The organism is Synechococcus sp. OH30 (genome assembly GCF_047462175.1).
GTDB lineage: Bacteria > Cyanobacteriota > Cyanobacteriia > Thermostichales > Thermostichaceae > Thermostichus.
Genome location: NZ_JANSIP010000008.1, coordinates 21,396 through 47,670 on the forward strand (window position 1 = coordinate 21,396; position 26,275 = coordinate 47,670).

Here is a 26,275-nt window from a genome sequence, read left to right on the forward strand (position 1 = left end):
CGGGGCCTGTAGCCCCCGGATATAGGCGGTTGGCAACGACTTCCGCTAGGGCAAAATCTGTCTACTGGCCCTACCGCTGAGTCTCAAAGAGTGTCTTAACTACCAACCGATCTATCTCGTTGCTTTCACTTTTAATTTTAAGGGACAGCGGCAGGGGGTCGCCGCCACGCTTTTGCAATCTCTTCGGGATCACCTCCAACTGCCAAACAATTGGCTAATCTGTTGCCGCACCTGTTCTGGGGATCCCTGTTGGCGCACCTGTCCTTGCGCCAGAAAGATTGCCCCGTCTGCCCATTCCAGCTCTGTCAGCCGGTGGGTTACCCAAAGGGCAGTGATCCCCTCTTGATCCACCAGGCGGCGGATGCAGCGCAGCAGATCCTTTTGGCTATCGGGATCCAAGAGAGCCGTTGGCTCGTCCAACAGCAGAACTTCGCAGTGCCGGGCCAGCGCCCCAGCCACTGCCACCCGCTGCTTCTGCCCACCGCTAAGGCCGTGAATGGGGCGGCGGATCAAGTGGCGCAAGCCCACCTGCTCCAGGGCCATCTCTACCCGCTTCTGGATTTCTTCCAACGTGAGGGGCTCTGCTCCCAACCCAAAAGCTACATCCGCCCCCACTGTTGGCATAAACAGCTGCTGATCCGGGTTTTGAAACACGTAGCCTAGCCGCCCCTGCACCTCCCAGAACCCCGCCAGGGGCTGGGGATGGGTGAGCACTCCCGACAGCAGTTGTAGCAATGTCGACTTGCCACTGCCATTGGGCCCCAGCAGCATCCACAACTGGCCTTTGGGAATGGCAAAGCTGCACTCCTGCAGAACCGGCGGACGCCCTGGCCAGGCAAAGGTCAAGCCCTCCACCCGGATGGCCAACGAGGATTCTCGGCTAGGGAGGGGAGTCTTCATACAAGAGACTCCTAGAGAGGTGGCCTTAGCTCTGCAGCTGGGCCAAAAACCCAGGTCGGACTCCCAGGGGTGCAGCGCCGGACCTGGAGGAGGTCATCTGCACACCACACAGCTCGCCGGTAAGCAAGAACACCTTTTTGCCAGTGCGGTCGCAGGTTAGCTCCAGGCTCTGCGGGGATCCGTTGCGAAGAGCTTCAACCACACTCTGATAGGCGCGGTTGGCCGCTTCCTCCTCTTTTTGGTGGATGACGATGGGGGCGGGATTTCCCTTCAGAAGCAATTCCAGGGTATACATGGCTAACTGTTCGCGTAGGGGGCTGTGGACACCTGATCCCAGTATCGCAGGTCGGCGGAAGGCCTAGATCCCAGACCTAGGGGCAGGGGCGAGCGGAAGGAGGATCCCCTGGAGTGAGACTGGCAAACCAACTCGACAGGACCGCCGGCAGGCAGAGGCCAGGGTTGCCCTCAATGTGGAGCCGTTCCAGCCGCGGCAGTTCTGCCAAAAAGCCGGGCAGCTCGCCTGTGAGCTGGTTACGGGCCAGGCGCAGATCCCGTAATTGCTTGAGTTGGGCTAGCTCTGGCGGCAGGGATCCGCTGAGGCGGTTGTCCGACAGGTACAGATTCTCCAGGTGGTGCAGTTGCCCCAGTTGGGGCGGAATGGGCCCAGAGAGTTGGTTGCGATCCAAAAACAGGCCCCTCAGGGAGCTCATCTGGCCCAGTTGGCTGGGAATGGCGCCGCTGAGCTGGTTGTCTTGCAAACTGAGGTTTTCTAGGCGGCTGAGCTGCCCCAGCTCGGCAGGAATAGGCCCGGAGAGCTGGTTGTGATCCAAAAACAACCCCCGCAGCTTGTGCAGTTGCCCTAGCTCCGGCGGAATGGGGCCGGAGAACTGGTTATAGTCCAGAAACAGGTTTTCCAACTCGCTCAGTTGCCCCAGCTCGGCGGGGATGGGGCCAGAAAGCTGGTTGTAACTGAGAGACAGAGCCCGCAGGTGGTGGAATTGGCCAATCTCCGGCGGCAGGGATCCGCTCAGCCCGCGGCGATCCAATACCAACTGAACCAGACATTGATCCGCATCGAACAGAGCCACCTCCTCCACCGCCACCTGGGGACGGCCCAGCGCGGCCAGGATTTGCCGCAGCAAGCGCGGCTCCCGCTCCCTACAGGAGGGGGCAGACCAGACCAGTGTCCCCCAGCTCAGCCAAGCCCCAATTGCCAGCAAGAGCAAAATCCGAGCTTGTCTTTTGACTGATCCCATTGCCCCTTCCCGGCCAACGTCTTAAGGCAGCATAACTCCCGTCCAGATCCTTGCCAACTACTAGCTGGGGGAAGGGGCAACCGTTCCAGAGCAGGGCGCCAGGCAGGAGCTAGGATTGGCTGCCTTGAGAGCGCTGGATCACCTCCGCTTCGCTTAGAGGGGTAGGGGCGTGGAAAGACAGGCACCAGGGAGTTTGGACTTTGCAGGGCGGGTGAAGCTCCTGCGAGGAGAGGTAGAATTGCCCCACCTTCAGGATCGCTACATCCTCGCCGCTTCCTCCCCTCTGGGCAATTTGCTCGCGCACCACCTCGATAGCCGCTGGCGACGTGACCCGGCCAAAGAACTGGGTGGAGCAGTTGGCAATAATGTTGTGGTCGATGCTTTTGGGAGCCTGGGTGGCGAAAATGAGGCCCAGGCCGTATTTGCGCGCTTGGGCGGCTAGGCGCAGCAGGCTCTGCTTGCAGGGGGTAGTCCCCTGGGAGGGCACAAAGTCTTTGGCCTCGTCGATGGCCAACAGCCCGCGCACTGGCGCTTCCGGCGGAGCGGGGTTTTTCTTGATCCAGGCAAACAGCGCCATGGCCAGTTGGTTTACAAATTGCTGCTGTTCGCCCAGGGTAGGAAGACCCACCAGGTTGATGACCGACACGCGGGTTTTGCCATAGCCTGCCCCCAGCCCCAACAGGCTGGCCGGATCCAACGCCGTGCCGCTTTGACTGAGCAGCTTGTTGTTGACCATGGCAGCCTTGAGGAGATTGGCCATCTGCAGGGCCAGTTGCGGAGCCTTGCTGATATCGGCTCCTGCTTCTGGGGGCAGATCTGCCAGGAACTCGGCAAACTCGGCCAGGGATCCGGGCTGGTGGGTGGCAAAGTACTTCAAAGCTGCCCTGAGAACTCCCCGCTTCAGTTGGTCGCTGACAGTCTTGCCGGGGGCCACGATTTCCTGAAGGGTGCCCCAGGCGATGTCGACGGCCTGATCCAGCTCTTCAGGATCGTCAGCCAGCGCAGCAAAGTCCGGCAGGGGGGCGAGGGTGAGGGGGTTACCTGCTGCCAGCCCAGGGGTCCAAATCACCACTTCGGTTTGGGCAAAGTAGCGCTCTGCCTTGGCCTGATCCTCCTCTGTCCAGCCTTGGGGGGCAGCAGGCCAGGGATCCCCCAGGCGGGCCAAGTCGTTGGCAGCATCGATAACGATGGAAGGGATCCCTTGCAAAGCTGCCTCCTCCACGATGCGTCGCAAAAGCACCGTTTTCCCGGAGCCACTGCCGGCCAGGATCACGGTGTGCCGCACCAGCTCTGGGGCGGGCAGAAAGACCGGATCCCCTTCTCGGTTGGCCACCCAACGCCGCCCGACAAACAAACCTGTCAGGTGCAGATCCTGCTTGGCTTGAGGGGCCTTGCCGTTCTCTACCCTAGAAAGTGAGAAATCCCCTTTTGGAGTCTCCTGCCCAGGGATCCCTTCCTTCAGCCAGGCGAGGATCTTGGCCAAAGCCGAATCAGGCTCGGCGGCTGCCAGTTGGGCAAGGGGTTGCCGCTCGGCCAGCCAGTCCCTAAAACCGGGCCTGGATTTGAGCTGTTTTAGGGCCAGCAGAACCCTGATTTCCCTTTCGCTGGGCTGCCAGTGGATCCCGCCCTCCGCAAGAAAACTCTGCCACAATTGTTGGCTTACCGGGCCTCTGGGCACTGGTATGGTGCGCACCACCACCAGCTTGCGAGATCGCAGGGCCGGATCGATCCCGGCGGCTGTCTTGGCGGCTCCCAAGCGGGCCTGGAAGGCCTTGGGATTACCTGACTGGATGGCTATCAGACAAAGGTGCTTTTCTCGCTCGTTGGCCTCATGGAAGATCAGGCGCAAACGAGAATGCATCTGGGAAAAGCTTTTGGCTCCAGGGAAATCCGTTTCAATTTGGGTACCGATGCTGGCGGGCAACTTTTCTTGCTCAACTAGAAAGTGACATACAGAAGTCAAAAGTTCTTTCCATGGCTCATCTTTGTTTTCCTGTAAATATGGAGAGATATCAGCATCTTGCTTGAACTTCTCAAACTCGCGATCCAGTTCCTGCAGAGAAGCACTTGAAGTAGTAAGAGGAGAACCGGAGGCTCCTAACTCAATAACTTTCCCTTCTTTCAAGCAGTTCTCTCTGTGCTCATGGCATTTTTGCAAAAGAGCTCGAGGAGACAGAAATTGATTGCTTTCAAAAAACTCCGGCTTAAAGGGGTAGGAGGAATAGGGAGGGGTAAAGCCAACCTTGCGATAGGCTTTTTCTAAGCGAGAGACAACAACAGCCTTAGCAGTATCTGCAGCAGTATCTTCACGGGTATGAAGCGTTAAGACCAAATCGGACTCAAAGCGACCTGAAAACGTAGAAACAGCCATATTTTTTAGGATTTCCCAAGACTCGTATAGGCAGGAGACAACCACAAGAGAGCGAGAGAGATAATCTCGTAGCGCAATAAGACCGCCCCCAATACTGTGAATGATATTTTCCGTGGCCTTTGCTTCTGCCCCTGGTTCTTCTGAAGCTATATGAAATTGCATAATGATTGGATCCAGCTGATCCAAAGCAACTACAGTGGGCCCCCTCAGGCTCATGAGCCAAGAAAGCCCCGCGACGATCTCGCTGGGAGTTAAGCCTGGCGAGACAAAGCCAAACCTTTGCTTCGTCTCCGGATCATCTACACCTAGGCCCTCTATCCAGCTAATTCCGGCTGCAGCTATGGCAAAGTCGGCAGAGTTGGCCAAAATCATGGCCCGCACACAGTCTTGATACTTAAGTGTGTTACTCTTATCTTGAGTAAACAGCCATTGCAAAACTCGATTGACAACTCTGACCAAGAGGTCAGGAGGAAATTCGGCAATCTCTTCTGCCTTCTTAGGACTGGCCAGGGCTTTCAGGAAGATTTGATCGAGAACCTTTCTTAACTGACTTCTTCCATCTGGCTCTTCCTGCATCAAGGATGTAAGGTATCCTTGAACTACCGTTTTCCAGAAATCTTTCACATCTGTCATGTCCACCAGGACAAATCCCACGCCCCTTTCAAAGCAGCGCTGTCTCAATACCCTGAGCAGGTGGGTCTTCCCAGTACCGCCGCTGCCGACGACAGGGATCCCCAGCGGAGACTCGCTTTGGGGGGATTGGATCAACTTCTCCAGCCGCTCAAATAGCCGCTCTCTAGCGTCTCGATGAAGATCGGGAACGTCAAACTCTGGTGGCTGCCAGATTTTCTTCAGGTGAACCGTCCAATCAAAATCAACTTCCCTGAGAGCCTCAAGGGCCTTTTGTTGTTCCGATGAGTTCCGGGTTTCTGCACTCTGCATGCTTAACTCCTAATTCGCAGAAAGTATCTTTTGGCGCCGGAGAGGGTAATAGCTGCCGCCTCGATTGCGGGAGTGATAGATAAGGGATCGTCAATAGGCATCAATACAATCTTGGTCTGGCGATCTAAAGCCACAAGAGCCTGATCCAATTGCTGGCGTGGCACCTGGGGAAATCTTTGGCGCAGATCTGATAGGTAAACCCGGGAGTGGCGTCCTCCCATCTCCTCACAAGTTTGAAAGACCTTCTCGAGGAAGGCGGGATCGACTTTCGCTTGGCCAAAATCGGAAGGGGGTTGGCCAGAGCCGGCTGGCTTGAGGACATGGGCCAAGGGAACGCTCTCCCGCTGCACGTAGTCCACCAAAATTTCCAAGACCTTTTGCAAAACGACTGCTGCCTCCGGTGACTTGGAACGGGCAATGGCCGTTGGAGGTGTGGTAGAGGCCCAGTCCCAGGCCTTGTCAGTTAGTGCAAGCCGAGCTACTTTCCTTCCCTTTTCAACTGTGGTCTTGTATTCAATGAGGCCCCTTTCCTCCAGCAGCTTGAGCTCCTTGGCGCTGTGCTTTGGCTTCAGCTGGGACTTGGCCGGTTCTTCCCCCGTTAGCAGAAGCTTCCAGAGCAAAATTTCGCTCTTGGGCAACAAAGAGGTCATCTTCTCACTCTCCAACTCGCCTCAAAGCCGGCTCCGTTGCTGTTGAATTACCTTGCGGATCATCTCCACCGCCCGCTCGCAGTCGCTCATCACCAGGTCGTTGGGGATCCGCAACACCAAGTAGCCGGAAATCAGCAGTTGGTAGTCCCGCAGGCGATCCTGGTAGTAGCGGTCTCGGCTGCAGTGCTCTGGCCCGTCCACTTCCACCACCACCTTGCCCTCCCGCCAAAGGAGATCTGCTCGAAAGGATTGCCCGGTTACACTTTGTAACACTTGGTTAAACTCTAGCAGATCCTTGAGCTGCGGGTCCGCTGCCACCCGCTCGGCTAGCTTCTTCTCTGCTAGGCTAAAGGGGTGAGGGGATCCCTTGCAACCCACCACCACCTGCACCGAACTGTCGAACTCCTCCCGCCTCTCCGGGAGCGGCAACTGGAGGGCGCCGTAGCTCACGGAAGCCAATTCAGGGTGAGCGGCCAAAGCACTCGGCACCACCAGCACCAGCCGTGCTTGACTGTGGTCGGCCAACCAGGTAGCTGCCTTGGCCAAGCCAAGGAGGTAGCTGGGCGCCGGCTCTGGCTCATCGGTTGCTAAAGCCAAGGTTAGCTCGCGAGGGGCAATGGCCTTGGCCAGTTGCTGCACCTGGATCGCCCGCTGGATCCCTGGCACCACAGGCAGGCGTTGCTGCTGGCACAAGTGCATTGCTGCCCTAAGCCAGGTACTGGAAATGGCGGGATCCCGTTTTGCGGACAGCTCTCGGGCGCGGAGGCGATTGAGAACCTGGGCCTCTGCCGTTCTGCCCGGCTCAAACTTTTCTCCATACCAATAGGGCCAGAGGGATAGAGCTACCTCCGCCAGCACCTGCAGACACTCGTCAAGGATGACATCCTGGGCCGGAATTCGGTGCCAAAGCTTGGAGACAAAGACCGTCTCCCGAGTTTCAGCCTCTTCCGCCAAGATTGCCAGCGCCTCCTCCACGCACGGCGCCAGCAACAGCTTTACCTCCCCCTCTTTGCCCAGGTCTGGCCACAAAAGAACGGCCACCTCGCCCTTCCCCCCTGCCTTTCTATAAATCCTGCCTCGGGATAGGCCGAGGAAGCAACAGTATCGAAAGCTGGGTCGGCAGGGATTCGAACCCTGGGCCAATCGGTTAAAAGCCGAGTGCTCTACCGCTGAGCTACCGACCCAAGTTTGCAGCTCTGACAGAATAGCACAACTTCTGTCATATTAGCAGAAGCTCTAGCCAGATCCCCAAGGATTTTGCTATTCTAGGTTTAGCCAAACCCTGGGGCTGTAACGGTTTCGACGGGGTGGCGAACAAGGGTTCATGATGCAGGTCGGGCTTGAGCTTATCCCGCTACCACTAGGCTCAACAAAGTAGGTGCGAACAACGTCGTACCTTTTGCTCGTAAAGCAGCCGCTCTGGCTGCCTAAGGCTCAGTAGAGAATTACCCTGAGCTCGAGGATCCTCCCACGACCCCGTTAAGTGGGCGGATCACAACCCCAACGGGTGCAGCTCTCTTCTCCCGCTCCGTCGAGGGAGAGCCTAAGCTGAGGCGGAGAACTCCCGTCGCCGGGATCTAAACGGCGATCCCCGCCTCGAGGGTCAGAGAGGCTAAGCCTGTGAAGGAGTGAGCCCCCAGTACCCATCTCGGACACGGGTTCGACTCCCGTCAGCTCCATCTTCAGGCCAGTCCTACTTGCCCAGGTCCAGCTAATCCTCGTCCAAGAGGGCACCAGAGCCTTCGAGCCCCTCTGGAGGTGGGTTCAACCTCAACCGGCTTGGCGGGCAGAAGAGCTGCTATTGCTGTGCCCTACAATCAAGGGCAGTGGGTTGGAGAAAAGAGGGCCATGCGGCTCATCGATGAACGGGGGCGTCTTCTAGGAAAGGTCAGCCTCCTGGATCTGGGGGCGCTGGCAATTGTGGTGGCGGCGATCGTAGCTGTCCTGTTTTTCCCAGGGCGGCAGGCGGGCAGCGTCGTCCAGGTAGGGGGTGGCCCCACGCTGCCAGTGGAAGTGGATATGATCGTGCGGGGGGTCAGCAGCCGATCCCTGGAACCCTTTCAAGTGGGTCAGAAGGCCGACTTGATCATACGCAACCAACCCTACGGCCAGGTGGAGGTGGTGCGGATAGAAAATGTCAGCCGCACCGTGCCAGTAGTTTTTCCGGATGGACGGGTTGAAAACTTGCCTGACCCTGAGCCCTATCGTTTTGATCTGGTGTTTACCTTGCGGGGACGGGGCCAGAAGACGGAAAATGGCATTGTCCTGGGCAACAACCGCGTCAAAGTTGGCGTTCCCCTGGAGGTGGAGACTTTTAGCTACAACTTGCGCGGCACCGTGATGGAGGTGCGGCTGCTGCAATCGTAGAGAACCCCCGCCCTAATGCAGCTACAGGAGATTGCCCAAAGATTGGGATGCACCTACGAAGGGGATCCCACCCTGGAGATCCACGGCGTGGCCAGCCTGGCAGAAGCTCGCCCAGGCGAGCTGAGCTTCCTCAGCGAGGTCCGCTACCTGCCTCTCCTAGAGCAAACCCAAGCCAGCGCCGTCATCGTAGGCGAATCTGTAGTTTTGCCCCGCCCCATCCCCTGCCTGCGGGGCAGGGATCCGCGCTTGCTCTTTGCCCAGGCCATCGAGCTGTTTTACCAACCCTACCGCCTGCCCGTCGGGATCCATCCCACAGCCGTGATCGATCCCAGTGTGGAGTTGGGGGAGGGGGTAGCCATTGGGCCGCATGTGGTGGTGATGGAAGGGGTGAAAATTGGCAACTACACCCAGATCCACCCCAACGTAACCATCTACCCCCACGTGCGGATTGGATCCCGGTGTCAGCTTTTGGCTAACTGCGTTATCCACGAACGCACGGAGATTGGCGACGATTGCCTCATCCACAGCGGCGCCGTGATTGGCGACGACGGCTTTGGCCACATTCCTCTCCCTGATGGATCCTGGCGGCGCATGCCGCAGGCGGGCCGGGTGGTGCTGGAAGACGGCGTAGAAGTGGGCAGCAACACCACCATTGACCGGGCTGCCGTTGGCGAGACGCGCATTGGCCGCGGCACCAAGATCGACAACCTGGTGCAGATTGGCCACGGTGTGCGCACGGGGTCCCACTGCTTGATCGTCGCCCAGGTGGGCATTGCCGGCAGTACCCAATTGGGCCACCACGTCATCTTGGGCGGGCAATGTGGCTTGGCGGGGCATCTGCACATTGGCGATGGCGTGCGTGTGGCTGCCCAGACAGGGGTGACCAGCGACATTCCTCCTGGCCAAACAGTAGCCGGCTACCCCCACCAACCCATTGCCGAATGGCGTAGGAGCATGGCAGTCCAACGGCATCTGCCCGAGCTGCAGCGGGCCCTGCGCAAGCTGGAAGCGCGGGTAGCCAAGTTGGAGCAAAACAGTGGGAGATAGGGGATCAAGGGTTAGCCTGCTGACAGCCAATTCGCTTGCTTGCCCCCACCGCCTAGCCCAAGAAAACACTCCCCTCACCCGCCGGCAACTGGCGGAGCTCATGCCCTCGGCCCAGGGGCTGCTCAGCGATGAACCCGAAATGGAACACTCCCTCCACGCCCTGCAGCTTTTGATTTTGGTGAGCTGCCTCAATCGTCCCTGGCAAGACCGCAACGACTACTTCCTCGCCTGGAACCTCACCGTTTACTACAGCCGAGAGCAATTCAAAAACAAAGACTTGCGCGGCCCGGATCTGTTTTTGGTCAAAGGGGTAGAAAACCGCTCTCTGCCTTCTTGGGTGGTGTGGGAAGATCATCGAGCTGCTTTCGGAATCAACAGCCAAGGTGGATCGGGATGAAAAGCGGGAGCTTTGCGAAAGGGTTTTTAGGACGCCGGAGTACTTTTACTTTTCTCCCGAAACGCAGGAGTTTACGGGCTTGCAACTGAGGGGGGAACGGCATGAGGAGATTGAGCACCGGAGCAGAGGTGGCGCTGGAGCGAGGTGTTGGGGCTGTACCTGGGCATTCACGCCGGACGGCTGCGGTACTTTTTCCCCAATGGGGAGCTGGTGCTCACACCAGAGGAGGCCGAAAAGATCGAGCGTCAGCGGGCTGAGCAGGAACGGCAACGGGCGGAGCGCCTGGCCCAAAAGTTGCGAGAACTAGGAGTGAACCCGATACTTTGTAAAGAAAACTGGCCAGCCCAAAATACCTCTCGGAGAACTGGCAATGACCAACCCCAAACCGATTATTGAGGTGCCGGATCCGGTTGATCTACCCGACTGGCCCCCTACCCAAGACGAGCTCCCCTACGACGACGGCGTACCCATGGAAAGCTGGCGACACAAGTGCCAGATGGACTTGCTCATCTCCGTCACCCAAACCTGGCTGCAACAGCGCCCTGATGGCTTTGTCAGCGGCAACATGTTCCTCTACTACAGCTTGGAGCAGACCCGCAGCCGCAATTTCCGAGGGCCTGATTATTTTGTGGTGCTGGGAGTGCCCAAGGGCGAGCGCAAAAGCTGGGTGATCTGGGAGCAGGGCAAAGGGCCAGACGTGGTGATTGAGCTTCTTTCTCCCAGCACTGCCCAGGATGATAAGACAAGCAAAAAGCAGCTTTACGAGCAAATTATCCGGGTGCCGGAGTACTTTTGGTTTGACCCGTTTGAGCCGGAGGACTGGGCGGGGTTTCGGCTGAGGGGCGACCGCTATGAGCCGATTGAAGTCGATGCAGAAGGTCGCCTGCCGAGCGCAGTTCTGGGACTGTACCTGGTAAAATGGGAAGGCAGGTTTCGGGACATCGAAACCACATGGATTCGCTGGGCCACCTCTTCTGGTGAACTAGTGCCCACCGAGGCCGAACTGGAGCGGCAAAGGGCTGAACAAGAACGGCAACGAGCCGAGCAGGCCGAACAGCGGGCGGAGCGTCTGGCCCAAAAGCTGCGAGAACTGGGGGTGGATCCCGATGCACTTTAAAGCCTCCCCCCCCTCAAGAGGGTTGAGGATAGGCGGCAAATCCTACTGAGCAATCAACAAAACAGGCAGCTTCTGGACAGCTGGCCGTAGTCCTTTGGGAAAACGCTCCCGCTTCAGAGGGTAGCGGTAGTTCATATGCTGAATCAGCCTCTCCCACTGCCAAGGGTTCAAGCCAGACACCACAGAACAAAGCGGCTCCTCAGCTACTTCCTCTCCTTTCTCCATGAGTTTGAGGATTACATTCCCCGCCGCCATTTCTAGTATTTGATTGGCTAGCTGTGGATCCGGATCCCCGAGTAGGATAAGAGCATAGTCTTTTGGATTTGGACTAAGCAAGATTTGCTCCAGCAGCTTCTCCAACTCCTGCACAAGCTGCTCCGTTTCCAGCTCCCAGTAAGGAAAAAGAACGACGTTAAACTTGCTCAGGCAGATCCCTTGCGGAAGTGTAGTTTCTGTTAAGCTATCTCTCACTACTGGCAGGTTCTCAGCCAGGCTCACCCAGACTCCGGTATAGTCAATACTATGCAACCGAAAGAAAGCCCCAATTTCTCGTTCAAAGTCGTGGACAGCCTCTCGACATCCCTGCCAATGTCCGTAATCATCGATTTGGATAAATCCTTGGGAGTTAACCTGCTCATAAAGATTCTGAAAGATATCCATTGTGGACTGGTACCAGTCAGCGTCCGCGTGTAGAAAAGCGATCTCGCCGACCTGGTCACGGTAAGCTGGCAATGTGTCAGCAAACAGTCCTTGAACAGGAACAATGAGATCCCAAACTCCTAACTCCTTACTGATCACCTCCAAGTTCTCCGAGATAGGAGCACCCAAAGCTCCAGCTCCATAGGGAGTATCATTGGCAAAAACTCCTCTGTAATCTCGGTCTACTTCTGTTGGCTGAGGCATCCCTGAGAAGGTGTCAAAAGCGTAAACCTTGCGAGGTCGGCGGCTGTAGTTTTTGATCACCCAAGCTAGCAGTGCAGAGCTGCCTCCTTTGTAAACGCCACACTCAACAAAGTTCCCAGGGATGTCTTCTTGGCAGACTCGCTTGGCCAAGGTGTAGAGATTCCAGAGACGCTCAAAGCCCAAAAGGGTAAAGGCCTTAACCTTTTCCAAAACTCTCGATAACTCAAGGTTGCATACCGGGTATCCCTTCAAATGCTCTGGCAGTGTCCAATCAACAGCAGGATCCGGAATATGCTCCACAGGCTGGACGTTGCCTCGCCAAGCGACGCCCATGATCTGCATGGTTTGGTAAATCATCGTGTTCCAGCCTCGATCCCTCAGGTAGTTTAGGCCCTCGGCTACGTCCGGTGAAGCAAGGTCGTGAAAGAGAATTAGAGCATCTTCAGCAGCGTAGCGGTCTGCCACCTGAGCATCCAGCAGAGGAGCTGGCGCGTCGTGATTTCCATCGATGTAGATCAAAGACCAGCGGCGGTTCTTTTCCCGAGCAATCTCTTCTGCCTTCTCTGGGCTGTAGCCGGGATACAGGTTGACATTAGAGCGAACTCCTGCCAAGCGGAGAGACTGATCCACACTTTCATAGATCTGAGGATTGGCCAGAGCAGGATCCACTACATCAAGAACAACTCCTCCTGATGCGAGGTGAGCAGTTGACCAACCTAGCCAATACCCAATCTCCAAAGCAGGTTTTCCTTGGAACTTAAGAGCGGTATTGTACAAGATATGTGCTTCATCTCGGCTAACAAAGCCAATAAGAGGTTGACGTAAGTCTGCGTGCAAAAGATGGGGAATCTCTTTTCGCAAGTAGGGCCAAGGGTGAGAGCTTGGATCCACTACAGTCATTAGAGGAAAGCTATAGTCAAGATGTATTCTCCTCTGGTTATTCGATACATAGTCATATCTTTTAATCGGGGGAGAGTTCTTGCCTGGATATCGTAAGCTGGCTTCAACCTTAAAACCTTCAGTTGTAAGTACAATATAAGTTGGCCTTGTCTTAGCATCGACCGTAAGATGTACAATCCCTATTGGTTCGTGAGGCAAAAAAGGATCCACCCATAGCCTCTTTTGAGGATCCCATAAAGGTAGCTGATAGTGAGCCAACCAATTACAATTGAGTGGTAGAAGCTCAACTCTATCCAAACCTAAATCCTTGTAGATAGAAACATTTAAAGCAAACTGATCCGTCCATAAATCGAAGCATCTGAGGATAGCTTGCTCTAGTCTTTTTCTCCATGCCGACCAGTGAATAGATTGTCTAGCTCCGGAGAATACACCAGCGTTCAGCAATGGCTCTATATCTAGACGATTAAACTCGGTGTGATGGAAGTATTTCTGGTAGTGCCAGGTTATCCAGGTTTGCACCCGCAATCTGTTGACAGTCTTAGCTACTAACTCGGCAACTATTGAAAATCCTTTTCTTTTTGCTCCTAGGGTGAGTAGCTCAATTGCAGACCAATCTTGGAGCCAAGCGTCTGCGTCAATCCAAATATAAACCTCGTAACCTGGAAAATACTCAGGTAAGAATGGCCTGGATGCCAGAGCTTTAAGGTAGTTAGGTAGGCTGTTACTACTTGGGATATCGTAATTCCAACCTGGCTCAATAATATGGTCAACGTACTGACTTATCCACTGCAACTGTTCTGGAGTGAGGCCTACATCAAAGAATCCAATATCGACGGAGTAGCCCTGTGGCTTCTCTCGGATAGAGAGGATAGTCCCCTGGACTAACTCAAAAAACTTGCTGTCTGCACTTGTAACAATGATAGTTGAGTTCATAACTTTCGCATCTCCTCTCTTTTCAAGAGTCTACTTCTAAGCTCTGCGCAGATAGCAGAGGGATCCTCTTTGACCAGCTATGATCTCCCCCTGCCAGATCATGTGAGAAGGATCCAGCATCTGGTCAATCTGCTTGCGGTCTTGCTCCGAGCCAAACTCCACGTAGATGACTTTGATGTCCTTGAGCCATGGCCCCAAGCTGGTCAACACCTCTATCTCTTGTCCACCTGTAGCCACCCTGAGCACATCGATGCGCTCCAGACCGAGCTCCTGCAAGGCTGTCCTGGCTTCTCGAAAGACCAACACCTGCTCCACTCCCCACTCTGTTTGAGAGTCTTCTGGCCAGAGACGACGAGTTTTATAGCCATCCTCTCCTGCCAAGCCCACTGGATGTACATGGCAGTTGTCCAAAATAAGAGCATTCTGCTGCAGCAGGTGCAAGGCCAAGGGATCCGCCTCAAAACAATGAATAACTGCATTCGGGCAAAATCCATGAAAGTAGACACTAGCAAGCCCCACACCAGCTCCTATGTCAGCAATAGTTTTCACTCCAGAAATAAATGAAGGAAGGTTATAGTTATTGAGATAGGCGGCTTTATGGAAAAATATCTCCTCGTAGAGCCATACCACAAAACTACGCTGGTTTACGGTAAACTCTCGCCTATAGCTTTGCATCAACCGATTACTATTGGCAAAGATAAGTTGATGGTTTTCTCCGAGAACAAATGCAAAGTTGGCTTTGAGGGGCTGCTTCAGTCTTTGGAGATCCTCAACCGTGCATACGGCCAGATCAAATACCGGCCAGCTTGCTGGTTCTTCTGTTAGCTCATGCACCCGTCCAGCCACGTCCCTCTGCTGCAAGAGAGCACAGGGATCCACAAAGCTCCCTTCCCCATACAGCTCCAGGCGTGGCAAATCCAGCAAATCAGCGGCAATAACTTCAGGACAACTTCGACCAACAAACACCTTGAGCCGCTCTTGCACCCGATGCAGCTCTTGCAAAGGCTCATACACAGCCAGGCGGGTGTCTATCAGGTGAGAGTTAGCCGTGCTGACAAAGTGACGCACCTCGGAACGAGGCGAGTAGCGGAAGGGTTCGGGCAGCTCTCCGCTAAACACCCAGTCCAGCAGATTCTGGATGCGGTGGCGGGGGTGCCACTGTTTGTCGAAGGCTTGGTAGGCGCGGCGGGCAATCTCGATGGCTTCTTGTGGATGGTCGAGGTAGTAGCGAACCTCTTCCAAAAGTTCGCCTTCGGAGTCGTAGGTCTCGCAGTAGGTTCCCGGCACCAGCAGCTCGTCGAAGCCCGAGGCAAAAGAAAGACGGTCTGTCAACAAAAAGCCACCTGCTGAGATCACTTCCAGGTTGCGGAGATTGAGATCCGCATTTTGGCTACAGTTAAACGAAATCAGCGAGTTGGCAAAGCGTTCGGCTGCTTCTATGCGATTGGCAGCTTTGATGAGGATAGGCAAACCCGCTTCCTTCAAAGCCTGCACAAGTCGGGAGCGTCTGGGGTGCCGAGAGCCTTGCTGGCCAATGAAGACAATTTGGTTTTCTCTCGCTTCTACCCACTCGTGGGTGATAGGGCGCATGGAGATAAGGGGCAGCCAGGCCAGGTTTTCCAAGCCTGCTGCAGCAAACCAGTGCAGGTGCTGGCGGTTGTAGGCGGTGGCCACGTAGTCAAAGCCTTCAGTAGCCCAGTAGGCTAGGAGGTGATTGATGGGGAACTCCCAATGGTGAGTATCGCCAGCCAGTAAGACGGTTGGGCAGCTAAACTTTTTGGTGCTGAAAGGATTACTGTAGTCGAAGCTAGAGGTCCAAACAGCAACTAAAATTCCTTATCTGCAATCTGTTCAGATTGCTGTACAAAGTCGTAGAGGTCATAATCCCCTTCTGGGCACTCCACTAGGCCGCCGGTGAAGTTGACAAAGCCTAACCCAAATCCCTTTGCTCTTGCCTTGGGACAGAGGGTTACCTGCCGGTCTGAAAGCAGAGGGGGCGGGATGTAGTCGGGTGGAGCTGGCCAGTTGAGAAGAATACGCGAAGCTGCGGCCTTGGTACCCTTCATTTTTTGTTTGATCCTTCGCTCGGGCAGTCCGTAGGAGCTTAGCAGTCCTAGGTTATGAAACGGTTATAAAGCCAGCTCTACTCCTCAGGGATCCGTCAAAACCCTTGTTTAGCCCGTCCCTGCAGCTTTCTCGAGCTGGATCGATAACTGGCAACCCTAGCTTGCCCTGGAAGTCAGGCTAAAGAAGAAGGGATCCCTTGATCCTCTATCTACGATAGGCCATGGGCAGCCCCGCCGTTGATAGGCCGGATCTGACCTACCTACCCAAGCGGCCACCTGCCGAGGTCAAGTAGGAGCAGCGACGAGCAGAGCACCTGGCCCAAAAGCTGCGGGAACTGGGGGTGAATCCGGGTACATTAGGCTAGAGAGAACGGAACGCTAGGGATCCCTTCCATGCAGTGCCAAGACCTTACTCAGGAGCTTGCTTCCGAGCTGGAGCAAGTCGGTAGTCTCGCTCAGCTATTGGACTGGGCTCTAGGTCGCATGCCTGAACAGCAGATCTTTTGTCAGATTGGCTGGGAAGACTCAGGGGCTGTGCTAGAGGTGATGCTTCGCCACTCCGAAAAGTTAGCAGTAATTCTACGGGATCCGCTCCAGAATTCTTCTAAAAAATTGCCCAGCACGGAAGATCTCCAAGCCCAGATCCTTCGGCTAGGGTTAGGGGAACGGGTTTTGCTGCTCGAAGGATCCATCCCCGCTCTTCTGGCAGATTTGGGGGAAGGGTTTCCCGATGCCCGAATTGGCGTTTGCTTCTGGGCGGAGCTTGTTGACTATCGCACCCATTTGCTCCAGTCCCTGCTTCTGCGGGATTACCTGGCTGAGCCGGCCCTGTACTTGGTCGATCACTGCCGCTACGGATCCCTTGCCCAATCAACCTTAGACTTGATGGGGGTGGATCTCGCTTTTCATCTGCAAAAAGCTTTTCCCAAGCTCAGCCAAGGGATCCATCTCTTGAGCTGGGATCCCCAACACAGAGCTTTAACTGAGCAAGATTTGGCTTACATCCGGGAACTCGGCCCAGGGTTGTTGCTGAATGCCAACCCAGTATCCCTCACGTTTTCTCAGCCAGATCCGCCGGAGCAGCCCCGGTTCTATCCTTGTAAGTACGTTAAGCTAGATAACTTCCTACCAGCTGAAGTCAACCAAGCCATCTTGCAGCATGCCATTGCTCACCAAGATAAGTTTATCCCTTCGAGAAGCTATAGCCAAAACAACACTGAGGCTGAGTCTCTCAAGTTTCGGCGCTCCCTAAGGCTAGATTTGGCTTACTTTCAGGAGTATGGATCCTTGCTGAAAGAGAGGATCGCCGCAGTGGCTCCTCAAATCTTTGTGGAGCTGGGCATCGAGAACTTCGATATCCAAATTTTTGAGATGGAGATGATTGCTAGCTATGATGGCTGCTACTTTACTCCTCATACCGATAATTCTTATCCCCAAACTGCCTTTCGTCAGGTAAGCTGTGTGTACTACTTTCACAAAGAGCCCAAGCCCTACCGAGGGGGTGAGCTGCGTATTTACGATACCCAAAGGCAGAAACCCCATCCGCCAATTCTCCATGGAGCCTACGACGAGGTGATCCCAACCAACAACAGCATCGTCTTCTTCCCCAGCAGTTGCATACACGAAATCCTGCCGGTGTTTAGTCCCAGTCAAGCCTTTACCGATAGCCGCTTCACCATCAACACTTGGTTAGGAACCAAGCAACTTGCCTAAAGGCTCGAATTCGATATGGCCAGAGTCTGTATTGTTACCACAGTTCGGGATCCAGGAGTTTGCTTGGAATCCTTCATTCGCTACCACCTCGCCATTGGGATCGCCCACATCTATATCTTCTTTGACGATCCAGAGGATCCCGCTGCTCAGATAGCACTTAGATTCTCCGACGTAACAGCTATTCCCAATGATGAAGCTTTGCAAGTCCAGCAAGCGCTAGGCAATATCCTCTATGCAAAATATGGCCCTCATGTTGGCTACGAGGTCATGGCCCGCCAGATTTTAAATGTGGAAACTGCTATACAGCTTGCCCTTGAGCAAGGCATGGATTGGATCATTCATATTGATGGAGATGAGCTCTTCTACCTCGGCGAGGCGCTTACTTTGGACTGGTTTGACCAGCTAGATAGCGACATACTTCAGGTTCGCTTCTTAAACTGCGAGGCAGCCCCCGAAAAGTTTGAGATTGAAGATTACTTTCGCGAAGTTACCCTGTTCAAGCAAAACCCTGCTGTTCTAGATCCCCACTTTTATACTAAGTTTGAGAGTATCTCTGGCAAGGGCCAATACTTTTTAGCCTATCAAAATGGGAAATCAGCAGCTCGGATTTATCCTAATCTTTTGCCCAACAGCGTACATAGTTTTGACATTCCAGAGGAGCATACCCTAGTCACCTCATCTCCCGCTGTTTTGCACTACTTGAATTGCGGCTTCCAGAACTACTACAAGAAGTACGCTCAACTGGGAAACTTTCCCGACTACTGGTGGCGCTCAAAGTCCAATCCCATTCGAGTTCCCTTCCACTTGGCCTCAAGGGATGCATACTGCTCGGGAGATATCAACCAAATGGTGGCTCTTTACCAAAAGTTTGTACTCTACAGCAACTCTATGATTAACCAGAGCTTGATAGAAGAGGGTATCCTCACCCGCATCTGCTATCCTTCCCAGTTGCTAGCAACTGTACTTACCCCCTGAGAATCTCAGGTTGTTTCAGAGGACTAAAAAAAAGCTCCCCAAAGGGAGCCAAGCAAACAGTGGAACCCGCAAAAACTATTTAAACACGTTGCAGCTGTTGCCTACAAAAGTGTCGAGAGTAGCTACAACTTTCTCCTCCCCTCCTAGGCCAATGGTGCATTGAATGGGGTTACCCGAGGAATTGACATATGCTGTTGCACTTGAAAGCGCAGTCGTGTCCCAACGGACGCCCCGTCGGAGGTCGTTAGTAGTACCCGGACTTGCCACTGGTGTGTCGTAGTTAGGTGCACTCCAGGGGTCGTTCAGGTATTTGCCCTGGTTAGGCCCAGGAGCTTGGATCCTAGAGTAGGCATCCGGGTAACTACTGGTGTCCAGCCGATAGGCTTCAGAAGCCCGCCCTACTGCAGTGAGAGCAGCTTGAGCCTCAGCAGTGCGAGAGCGGCGCACTTGGTTCAGGAATTGAGGGATCGCCACTGCAGACAGCACGCCCACAATCACGATCACTACCAGCAGTTCAATCAGGGTGAAGCCCTTGGCTTGGGAGAGAAGTTGCTGAGCCAGCTTGGCCCGCAGCAGAGACTGACGAGACTTTGCGCTCATGGTCCTCGATCCTCAGTTACTAGAGAGTTACTTGGGCAGGTTACCTGCCAGTCTTAACCTACCCAGCCTGAGGGCTATTCATAACAGCCTGTCCCCAAGCAAAATTGCGGATCTTTGGGGGGGTGGCTCCAGAAAGGTTCCGTAGTCATGGCAGATTAAGACCAGCGCTCTCCTTTCCGCCCATGAACTTCGCCCTACAAGCTCGGATCCTGGAAGCCAAGCAACTGCTGCAGCAATCGCCGGATGTCTTTGCAGAATGGCTGGCGGCTTTCTACCCACAGCAAGATCCGGAGGCATGGCGAGAGTTCTTGTGGGGCCTCTTTGACCTTGGGGTGCCTTCGCCGGCTGAAGAAGAAGCTTTCCCGGCTGACCACGCAGCGATCGCCCTCACGGCGCTGGAGCAAGTTTTGATTTCGGGCCGCCTAAACCTTGCCTACCAGGTCTACACGTCGCTGATCAAGGCCGGGATCCTGCCGTCGGAGAAGGTGATAGAGCTATTGCTGTCTTTGGCAAGCCGTCTGGAAAATACACCCACCCAGGATCCGCAGCAGCGTTTGCGGATCTGCCTGAAGCTGCGGGAGATGGCTTTTGAGTTGGATCCACACCAGCGGGATAACACCCAAGTTCTGCTGTTGCGGGCCTTGCAAGCTCAAGACGAGCTGGCCGTCGGCTTCTACGGGCAGGCCCTGGCGGAGCACTTGGCCAGTCTGGGAGATGAGGAGACCATAGACATTACCCAGGAGTCGCTCCTAACCAAACTCCTTACTCGGCTATGGGATGACGGCTACCTGGATCTGTTCTTCGAAGTGGCCACAGCTCTAGAAGCTCATCTCCTAGAGAGTCAGAAATCCGGCTTTGCCGCTCTCCTAGCTCAGCTAGCCCAGGCGGCAGCTCCGGAGCAAGCCAAGCGCTATCAAGGTTTGTGGACAATAGAAGACTTGATCGGCGACTTCTTTCAGAGGGCAGCTCGTGCCCTCTTTGGAGACTCTACCAGCGACGCTTATTCCATCTTGGGAGAAGCCCTTCTTGCGGCAGCCGATAGCCCCCAGGCACAGGAGAACTTCTCGCTGCGCCTATCCCTTCTCTCAGAATCTTTGGGAAAGCTGATCCACGCTGCTCGGCCAGACAGAGTGAGCTTTGCCATTCAGAAAATTATGGATTTACTCACCTCAAGTTCTATTGATCTAGAGTCTCTAAAAGTAAATGAAGAAAATATGCTTGAGAGCTTAACTGTCGCCAAAGCTATTCTCTTTCGAGTCTGTTTTTGTTGGAGCTATCTAACAGATGATCGGTCTCTAATTCGTCGTTACCAGCAACTTGCTGGCAGGATTTTTAACGACTGCCTCAGCCTCATGGCCTCCCAGCGCGATTTCCTGTGGTCAGAGTATTGGAAAAGAAATCAGCAAGATTATCAAACAGTCAGTGGAGAAAGCCGTAAACTTCGAGTTGGTTTCCTGGGCAGCTGTTTCCAGCGACACTCAGTAGGCTTCCTCAGCGAAGCCACTTTGAGAAACTTATCCCGTGATGTGTTGGACATTTGTTACTACTACTACCAGGGTTGGAAAACCGAGGAAATGGCCAGCCGCGACAACATGTATCGGAAGTTTCGATCCCAAGAGAGCCTTCATTTTCGCTTCTTCTCTGAAGGAGTTAGCGCCCCTCAAGTAGCCGCCCAAGCTCGCGAGGATCGCATCGATATCATGGTCTTCATGGACTCCATCACCAGCCACGACGCCAATATCGTAGCCGCTCTGCGGGCTGCCCCTGTCCAAATTGGCTGGCTGGGGGGAGATGCTGTCGGCTTGCCCGAGTTTGATTACTTCTTTGCCGATCCTTATATTCTTCCCGAAGATGCGCAGGCCGATTACCACGAAGAAATTATCCGCCTACCAAGCTATTGTGCAGTTGACCATCTGGACGTTATCCCGGCCGATGAGGTGGACTTCAAAAGTAAGTTAAGAATAGGCCCAAGAGATGTTGTTCTCCTTACTGCGGCCAATGCCTACAAGCGAACTGATGACTGTATCAATGCTCATTTGCAGATTCTAAAAGCCGTTCCCAACGGAATTCTCATCGTCAAAGGCTCAGGGGAAATTGCCACAGTGGTTAGACGCTACCAAGAAAAATCTAAAGAGCTAGGCGTCTTAGACCGCGTCCGCTTTCTGGCCAAAGCTGGGAGTGTGGAAGAGCATCGTGGTCAACTAGGTTTAGTTGACTTAGTTCTAGATACTTTCCCTTACACAGGTGCAACCCACACCATGGAAGCCCTTTATATGGGTGTGCCGGTTCTTACCCTGGTAGGCCGCCATTACTATGGCCGCATGAGCTACAGTCTGCTGAAAAATATCGGTCTCGAAGAGTGCATCACTTGGTCGGTCGAAGAGTTTATCCAACGCGGGATTCAATTGGGCAACAATCCGGAGCAACTCAACCGAATTAAAGAGCAAATCAAAGATTCTCGCCGCTGGTCGATAATTTGGGATCCGCGCGAGCATGCCCGCAGCATGGAAGCTGCCTTCTTCCACATTCTGGAAGGCAAGCCTCATGAAGCCTATGTCTTTCATCCTAACGACTTGTACTCTAGCCCAGACGAATGGAATCAAGCAGGGATCCAGCTCATCCGTTCCCTAGGTGCCGAGGCTTCCGTTTCAGCACGGCAATCTACTTGGGAAGAAGCGTTATCTTTGTGGCGAAGAGGTCTGGCAAGGGATCCCTATCATGTTCCCTGTTGGCTAAACCGAATCCATGCCCTATTGGTATTGGGAGATCGTTCTCGCGCTTTTGAGGATGCCTATGCTCTACTGGAGTTTTTGTCTGCGGAAGCCCAGGGTCTGCGGCCTTCGCAGTCGATAGATGTTCCTATTTGGGTTCAAAGCGAAGGTTTTGCCGATCCCAGTGCTTGTACAAAACACACCTACCTATACTATCTAGCCAAGTGGATGGCCACCCACATTGGGGTTGTGTATAGCCCAGAAGCCATGAGGTTTTGGAACCTAACTTATTCTATAAACCCAGATGACATACAGGCAGCCTTGGCGGTGGGAGTTGAGCTCCTCTCGCAGAGAAAGATAGAAGGACTAGTGCCAATCAACCGCGTGCTCAGTCTCGATCCAAACCATCAATTAGCAGGTCTAGTCAAGCAAATTGCGATGTGGGAAGTTGTACACCAAGTGCGCACAGCTTCTTTGCCTGGCCAGCCGGATCTTTATCTCGACTACGAAAATTGTAGGCTTTCACTAGAACCTTCATTCTCAAGTATCGTGACCCGAGTCCTGCTTACCCAAGGGGAGTGGTTTGAGGAAGAAGTAGATTTCTGCCGTCACTTCCTAAAAGCAGGCATGAATGTTATTGACGTGGGCGCCAATGTTGGGGTGTACACTTTTCTTGCTGCACGCCGAGTCGGCCCGGCAGGCAGTGTGATTGCAGTTGAGCCGACCCCTTCCTGCATTCAACACCTGCAAAAGACAATCAGTGCTAACTCCCTAGACAATATTGTTTCCCTTGTTGAGTCTGCTGCTGGAGACCATGAGGGTACCGTCCAATTTCAGGAAGAAAGGGCTACCGTATTTAACTCCATCAGTGCTTCAGGGCCGGTGTCAGAACAAAGATCAAGAGATGAAAAAGTAGTAAGTCTTACTACTTTGGATTCTATCTGGCGCTCGCAGGGAAAGTCGCAAGTTGATCTCATCAAGATCGACGCAGAAGGCGCCGAAGAGCAGGTCATATCCGGCGCGCTAGAGTTGGTTGCTGCCACCCAGCCTATTGTTATTTTTGAGAATATCAGCGGTTCTAAAGTTACGGGATCTGCTACCGCGAAGATCCTGGAGTCGCTAGGATATGGGTTTTATACCTACAACCGTTTCCTAAATAAACTCACCAAAGTCAAACCCCAGCAATATCCAGTTTCCGCCTTAAATATCATCGCAATCCACCCCTCAAGCTTGGAAAAAGTGGCAGATATGATACCAGCCTAGACTTACCAAATTCCTTGAAGAAGCAAGCCTTGAGCAAAATTAACTAACCCGAAGAACGCAGCGACTCCATCAACTGCTGGGGCGTCATCTGCTCGTAGGGCTCGAAGGGCTGGTGGATCCAGGGGTTATCGGGCAGGTAGTCCACGTAGTAGTCGGGCTGGTAGACAGAGGCCGCTTTGTACCACAGTACGCCAGTGCGGATTTCCTCGATGTAAAAGCCGTAGTGGTGCTTAAGCCAGTGGACGGAGCGCTTCAGGGTCATGCCGGAGTCGACTAAGTCGTCCACCAGCAACACGTGGCTGCCTAGGTTGGCAGTGGTCATGGCCAGATCCCGCGAGAAAATCAGCTGCCCCCGTTGGCGATTGCCAGGGCCGGAGTAGGAGGAGGCGGCGAGAATGGCTAGGGGGAGGTCAAAGAGGCGGGCCAGGGTATCGCCGATGCGCAGCCCGCCTTTGGCAATGCAGACAATTTGGTTAAACTCCCAGCCGCTTTCGTAAACTTTGACGGCCAGCTCTTCGATTTTGCGGTGGTAGTCGGCCCAGGTAATAGAAATCTCGTGCAAGGGATCCCTCTCCCGCAGTCTGGATTGGTCAATTCTAATTCTCCCCTTCGGCAGCCTGCCGATGGCAAGCTGAGGGTCTAGCTTTCTTTTAGCGGGATCACCTTCACCCAATGGGCATAGGCAGGATCCCGATTTTCGGTGATGGCCGTCAGCTTCTGCCGCAGCTGCTCGGTGATGGGGCGAGAAGGGGGCAGGACATACTGCTCAATCTGGCGAATGGGGGTAATCTTGGCAGCAGTGCCAGTCAGGAAGGCTTCGTCGGCAATGAACAGCTCCGATTTGTCGACGGGCCGCTCCTGGGTGGGGATCCCCAGGTCGCGAGCTATGGTGAGGACACTGTCGCGGGTGATCCCTTCCAGGATGTCTTGGTCAAAGCTGGGGGTAATCAGCACGCCGTTGCGCACAATGAAGATGTTCATGCCCGAGGCTTCGCTTACCTTGCCTTGAGAGTTCATCAAAATGGCCTCGTCATAGCCGGACTGTACTGCCTCGGTTTTGGCTAGAGAAGAGGTGATGTAGGCGCCGGTGATCTTGCCCCGCAACGGCAAGCTGCGATCTTCTTGGCGGGCCCAAGAGCTGATGCGGCAGGTAACTCCCTCGGGGGAGAGGTAGTCTCCCAATTCCAACCCGTACACGAAAAAGTCTTTCTCGATGTTGTGCAACCGCGGCGAGATGCCCAGGTCGGAGGTGTAGACCAGGGGGCGGATGTAGAAAGAGGTGGAGGGACGATTTTTGCGGATCAGCTCGATGATCACCTGCTCGATCTTCTCGGCGGGCAGATCGAAGCAGAGCAGGCGGGCACTCTGGCTCAGCCGTCGGCAGTGGCGATCCAGACGAAACACCAGCACTTGATCCGGATTTTGCGGGTCGGGGATCCCGCGTAGACCGCCGAAGGCTGCCGTCCCGTAGTGCAGAGCGTGGGTGGCAATGGAGATCTTCGCCTCAGCAAAGGGGACAATCTGGCCCTGAAAGTAGGCGTAGGGCAGAAAATCGGGCATGGCCGGCACCTACTGCAGCAGGAACAAGGGGTAGGAATATTATCGCCGATTGACGCAGCAGCAGAAGCTCGCTGTTGGGCGAGGAGGGTAGCCAAAGAGGGCCAGAAAGTCAAGGGCCGGAGGCGCTCTAAGCTAGAATGCTGTCTATCCGTCTTCCTGCTCCCCTGATGGACGACCCTCCTTTAGACTCGTCCCCCAGCCCTGAGCTTGCCTGGGGAGAGGCGTCTCTCAGTCTCCTCTGGGTTATCGCCCTTCTCCTCGTCAACGCCTTCTTTGTGGCAGTGGAGTTTTCCTTGGTGTCGGCGCGGCGCTCCCGCATGGTGCAGTTGGCTAGTGAGGGGAACCGCCAGGCGGCAATTGTGCAAAAAGCCCAGGAGCAGTTGGAGTACGCCCTCTCCACCACCCAGTTGGGCATTACCCTAGCCAGTGTGTTGTTGGGCTGGATCGGGGCCACCCAGGTTGCGCCGACGCTGTTTTTGGCTTTGAGGCAGCTGCCCTGGTTTCAGGGTGTGGATCCTGCCCTTGTCCAAGGGGGGGCGGGGGTGGTGGTGTTTTCGCTCCTCACCTACTTGCAGATTGTGGTGGGGGAGCTGATTCCCAAGACTCTAGCCATTCTCTATTCGGAGCCAATTGCCCTGAAACTGGCCTGGCTCAACCGGCTGGTGAGCCGCTTTTTACATCCTTTTGTGGAGCTCCTGCGGTTTTCCTCCCGCTGCTTGCTGCGCCTCCTGGGTGTCCGCATCCCAGAGGCTACTTCTTTTTACAGCACCATGACGGTGGAGGAGCTGCAACTGCTGATTGCCTCGTCAGTGGAGTCGGGCAACATCGAGGCGGAGGAGCGGGAGCTGTTGAGCAATGTCTTCGAGTTCGGCGAGACGGTGGCTAGCGAGGTGATGATCCCGCGCACTAGCATCGACGCGGTACCGGAAACCGCCACGGTCCAGGAGGTGCTGGCCGAGGTGGCCGAATCGGGGCACTCCCGCTACCCGGTCTACGGCGAGTCTTTGGATGACATCCGCGGTCTCATTCACGTCAAGGAGCTCATTGGCGAGCTGGCCAAGGGATCCCTAGACTTGCACAGCCCCATCACTCCCTTTATTCGGGAGGTTCACTTTGAGCCGGAAAACAAGCTAATTGCCGAGCTCTTGCCGGAGATGCAGCAGCACCACTGGCCAATGGTGGTGGTGGTGGACGAGTTTGGCGGTACAGCAGGCCTGATTACCATTCAAGATTTGGTGGAGGAGATTGTCGGCAAGCTCTCCGATGGCCCGGATCCCAAAACGAAGGAGCCGGATATCGAGGAGCTGGACGAAAACACTCTCCTTGTCCAGGCCCAGTTGGACATCGAAGAGGTCAACGAGCGTTGCCACCTTAACCTCCCCTTACATGAGGACTACCAAACGCTGGGAGGTTTTTTGATTTATCACTTACAGAAGATCCCGCGCGTAGGGGAAAAGTTTACCTACCAAGGCATAGAGTTCCAAGTAGTGCGCATGGAGGGACCCCGGGTGGATCGGGTGAAGGTTGTCCGCCACCGCCGCAGTTCTCCCAACCCCCTGCCTTCCCTTCCTCCCCCCCAGACAGCGCAGCCAGGCAGCTGAGGG

General features: G+C 54.7%; 21 protein-coding genes, 1 tRNA gene and 1 other RNA gene. 10 read left to right on the forward strand and 13 right to left on the reverse strand.

Going from position 1 to position 26,275, the window contains the following annotated elements:
• Positions 1–189: 189 nt before the first annotated feature.
• The 7 genes from NW830_RS09530 to NW830_RS09560 form a co-directional block, all read right to left on the reverse strand.
• Positions 190–900 carry an energy-coupling factor ABC transporter ATP-binding protein gene (locus tag NW830_RS09530; RefSeq protein ID WP_414362494.1) on the reverse strand — a complete coding sequence of 237 codons (711 nt, stop codon included), beginning with the start codon at positions 898–900 and terminating at the stop codon, positions 190–192.
• 25 nt (positions 901–925) lie between these two features.
• Positions 926–1,195 carry a hypothetical protein gene (locus NW830_RS09535; protein WP_414362493.1) on the reverse strand — a complete coding sequence of 90 codons (270 nt, stop codon included), beginning with the start codon at positions 1,193–1,195 and terminating at the stop codon, positions 926–928.
• 76 nt (positions 1,196–1,271) lie between these two features.
• Entirely contained in the window at positions 1,272–2,156 is an 885-nt protein-coding gene (locus tag NW830_RS09540) for a hypothetical protein (RefSeq protein ID WP_414362492.1), read from the reverse strand.
• Between the two features lie 109 nt (positions 2,157–2,265).
• Positions 2,266–5,469, reverse strand: a complete 3,204-nt coding sequence (locus NW830_RS09545) for an AAA family ATPase (protein WP_414362491.1) — start codon at positions 5,467–5,469, stop codon at positions 2,266–2,268.
• Between the two features lie 2 nt (positions 5,470–5,471).
• A complete protein-coding gene (locus NW830_RS09550; RefSeq protein ID WP_414362490.1) occupies positions 5,472–6,119 on the reverse strand; it encodes a hypothetical protein in 648 nt (215 codons plus the stop codon).
• Positions 6,120–6,140: 21 nt separating this feature from the next.
• Positions 6,141–7,160 carry an endonuclease domain-containing protein gene (locus NW830_RS09555; protein ID WP_414362489.1) on the reverse strand — a complete coding sequence of 340 codons (1,020 nt, stop codon included), beginning with the start codon at positions 7,158–7,160 and terminating at the stop codon, positions 6,141–6,143.
• 71 nt (positions 7,161–7,231) lie between these two features.
• Positions 7,232–7,303: transfer RNA gene (locus tag NW830_RS09560), tRNA-Lys, on the reverse strand.
• Between the two features lie 100 nt (positions 7,304–7,403).
• On the opposite strand from NW830_RS09560, the gene ssrA reads away from it, so the two are divergent.
• The 6 genes from ssrA (at position 7,404) to NW830_RS09590 (ending at position 11,047) form a co-directional block, all read left to right on the forward strand.
• Positions 7,404–7,801, forward strand: a transfer-messenger RNA (tmRNA) gene (gene ssrA / locus NW830_RS09565).
• A 166-nt stretch (positions 7,802–7,967) separates the two neighbouring features.
• Positions 7,968–8,486, forward strand: coding sequence for a DUF4330 domain-containing protein (locus tag NW830_RS09570; RefSeq protein ID WP_414362488.1), 519 nt, complete (start codon positions 7,968–7,970; stop codon positions 8,484–8,486).
• 15 nt (positions 8,487–8,501) lie between these two features.
• Positions 8,502–9,533, forward strand: a complete 1,032-nt coding sequence (gene lpxD, locus NW830_RS09575; protein WP_414362487.1) for a UDP-3-O-(3-hydroxymyristoyl)glucosamine N-acyltransferase — start codon at positions 8,502–8,504, stop codon at positions 9,531–9,533.
• Positions 9,523–9,930: a hypothetical protein gene (locus tag NW830_RS09580; protein WP_414362486.1), complete on the forward strand. Its 408-nt coding sequence runs from the start codon at positions 9,523–9,525 to the stop codon at positions 9,928–9,930. The genes lpxD and NW830_RS09580 overlap by 11 nt, the downstream gene beginning before the upstream one ends.
• A gap of 144 nt (positions 9,931–10,074) precedes the next feature.
• Positions 10,075–10,326 (forward strand): hypothetical protein, encoded by a 252-nt coding sequence (locus NW830_RS09585; RefSeq protein WP_414362485.1) that lies wholly within the window; start codon positions 10,075–10,077, stop codon positions 10,324–10,326.
• On the forward strand, positions 10,301–11,047 hold the full coding sequence (locus NW830_RS09590; RefSeq protein ID WP_414362484.1) for a Uma2 family endonuclease: 747 nt from the start codon (positions 10,301–10,303) through the stop codon (positions 11,045–11,047). Before NW830_RS09585 ends, NW830_RS09590 begins: the two co-directional genes overlap by 26 nt.
• A gap of 42 nt (positions 11,048–11,089) precedes the next feature.
• Here NW830_RS09590 and NW830_RS09595 read toward each other — a convergent pair whose 3' ends face one another.
• From NW830_RS09595 to NW830_RS09605, 3 genes are all read right to left on the reverse strand, one after another.
• Positions 11,090–13,783, reverse strand: a complete 2,694-nt coding sequence (locus tag NW830_RS09595; RefSeq protein WP_414362483.1) for a class I SAM-dependent methyltransferase — start codon at positions 13,781–13,783, stop codon at positions 11,090–11,092.
• A 36-nt stretch (positions 13,784–13,819) separates the two neighbouring features.
• On the reverse strand, positions 13,820–15,457 hold the full coding sequence (locus NW830_RS09600) for an FkbM family methyltransferase (protein ID WP_414362482.1): 1,638 nt from the start codon (positions 15,455–15,457) through the stop codon (positions 13,820–13,822).
• Between the two features lie 152 nt (positions 15,458–15,609).
• Positions 15,610–15,849, reverse strand: coding sequence for a hypothetical protein (locus NW830_RS09605; protein WP_414362481.1), 240 nt, complete (start codon positions 15,847–15,849; stop codon positions 15,610–15,612).
• Between the two features lie 483 nt (positions 15,850–16,332).
• Here NW830_RS09605 and NW830_RS09610 point away from each other — a divergent pair, with 483 nt between their 5' ends.
• Both NW830_RS09610 and NW830_RS09615 read left to right on the forward strand, forming a co-directional pair.
• On the forward strand, positions 16,333–17,562 hold the full coding sequence (locus NW830_RS09610) for a 2OG-Fe(II) oxygenase (protein WP_414362480.1): 1,230 nt from the start codon (positions 16,333–16,335) through the stop codon (positions 17,560–17,562).
• A gap of 63 nt (positions 17,563–17,625) precedes the next feature.
• Complete coding sequence (locus NW830_RS09615) at positions 17,626–18,537, forward strand: glycosyltransferase family 2 protein (RefSeq protein WP_414362479.1); 912 nt, start codon at positions 17,626–17,628, stop codon at positions 18,535–18,537.
• 75 nt (positions 18,538–18,612) lie between these two features.
• On the opposite strand, the gene NW830_RS09620 is transcribed toward NW830_RS09615, so the two are convergent.
• Entirely contained in the window at positions 18,613–19,137 is a 525-nt protein-coding gene (locus tag NW830_RS09620) for a type IV pilin protein (protein ID WP_414362478.1), read from the reverse strand.
• Between the two features lie 182 nt (positions 19,138–19,319).
• On the opposite strand from NW830_RS09620, the gene NW830_RS09625 reads away from it, so the two are divergent.
• Positions 19,320–23,111 (forward strand): FkbM family methyltransferase, encoded by a 3,792-nt coding sequence (locus NW830_RS09625; RefSeq protein ID WP_414362477.1) that lies wholly within the window; start codon positions 19,320–19,322, stop codon positions 23,109–23,111.
• Between the two features lie 43 nt (positions 23,112–23,154).
• Here NW830_RS09625 and NW830_RS09630 read toward each other — a convergent pair whose 3' ends face one another.
• Both NW830_RS09630 and NW830_RS09635 read right to left on the reverse strand, forming a co-directional pair.
• Complete coding sequence (locus tag NW830_RS09630; RefSeq protein WP_414362476.1) at positions 23,155–23,673, reverse strand: phosphoribosyltransferase; 519 nt, start codon at positions 23,671–23,673, stop codon at positions 23,155–23,157.
• Between the two features lie 77 nt (positions 23,674–23,750).
• The gene (locus NW830_RS09635) at positions 23,751–24,671 is read right to left on the reverse strand and encodes a branched-chain amino acid transaminase (RefSeq protein ID WP_414362475.1); all 921 of its coding nucleotides are present in this window, start codon (positions 24,669–24,671) and stop codon (positions 23,751–23,753) included.
• A 137-nt stretch (positions 24,672–24,808) separates the two neighbouring features.
• Between NW830_RS09635 and NW830_RS09640 the strand changes: the two genes are divergently transcribed.
• Entirely contained in the window at positions 24,809–26,272 is a 1,464-nt protein-coding gene (locus tag NW830_RS09640; RefSeq protein WP_414362474.1) for a hemolysin family protein, read from the forward strand.
• Positions 26,273–26,275 lie beyond the last annotated feature (3 nt).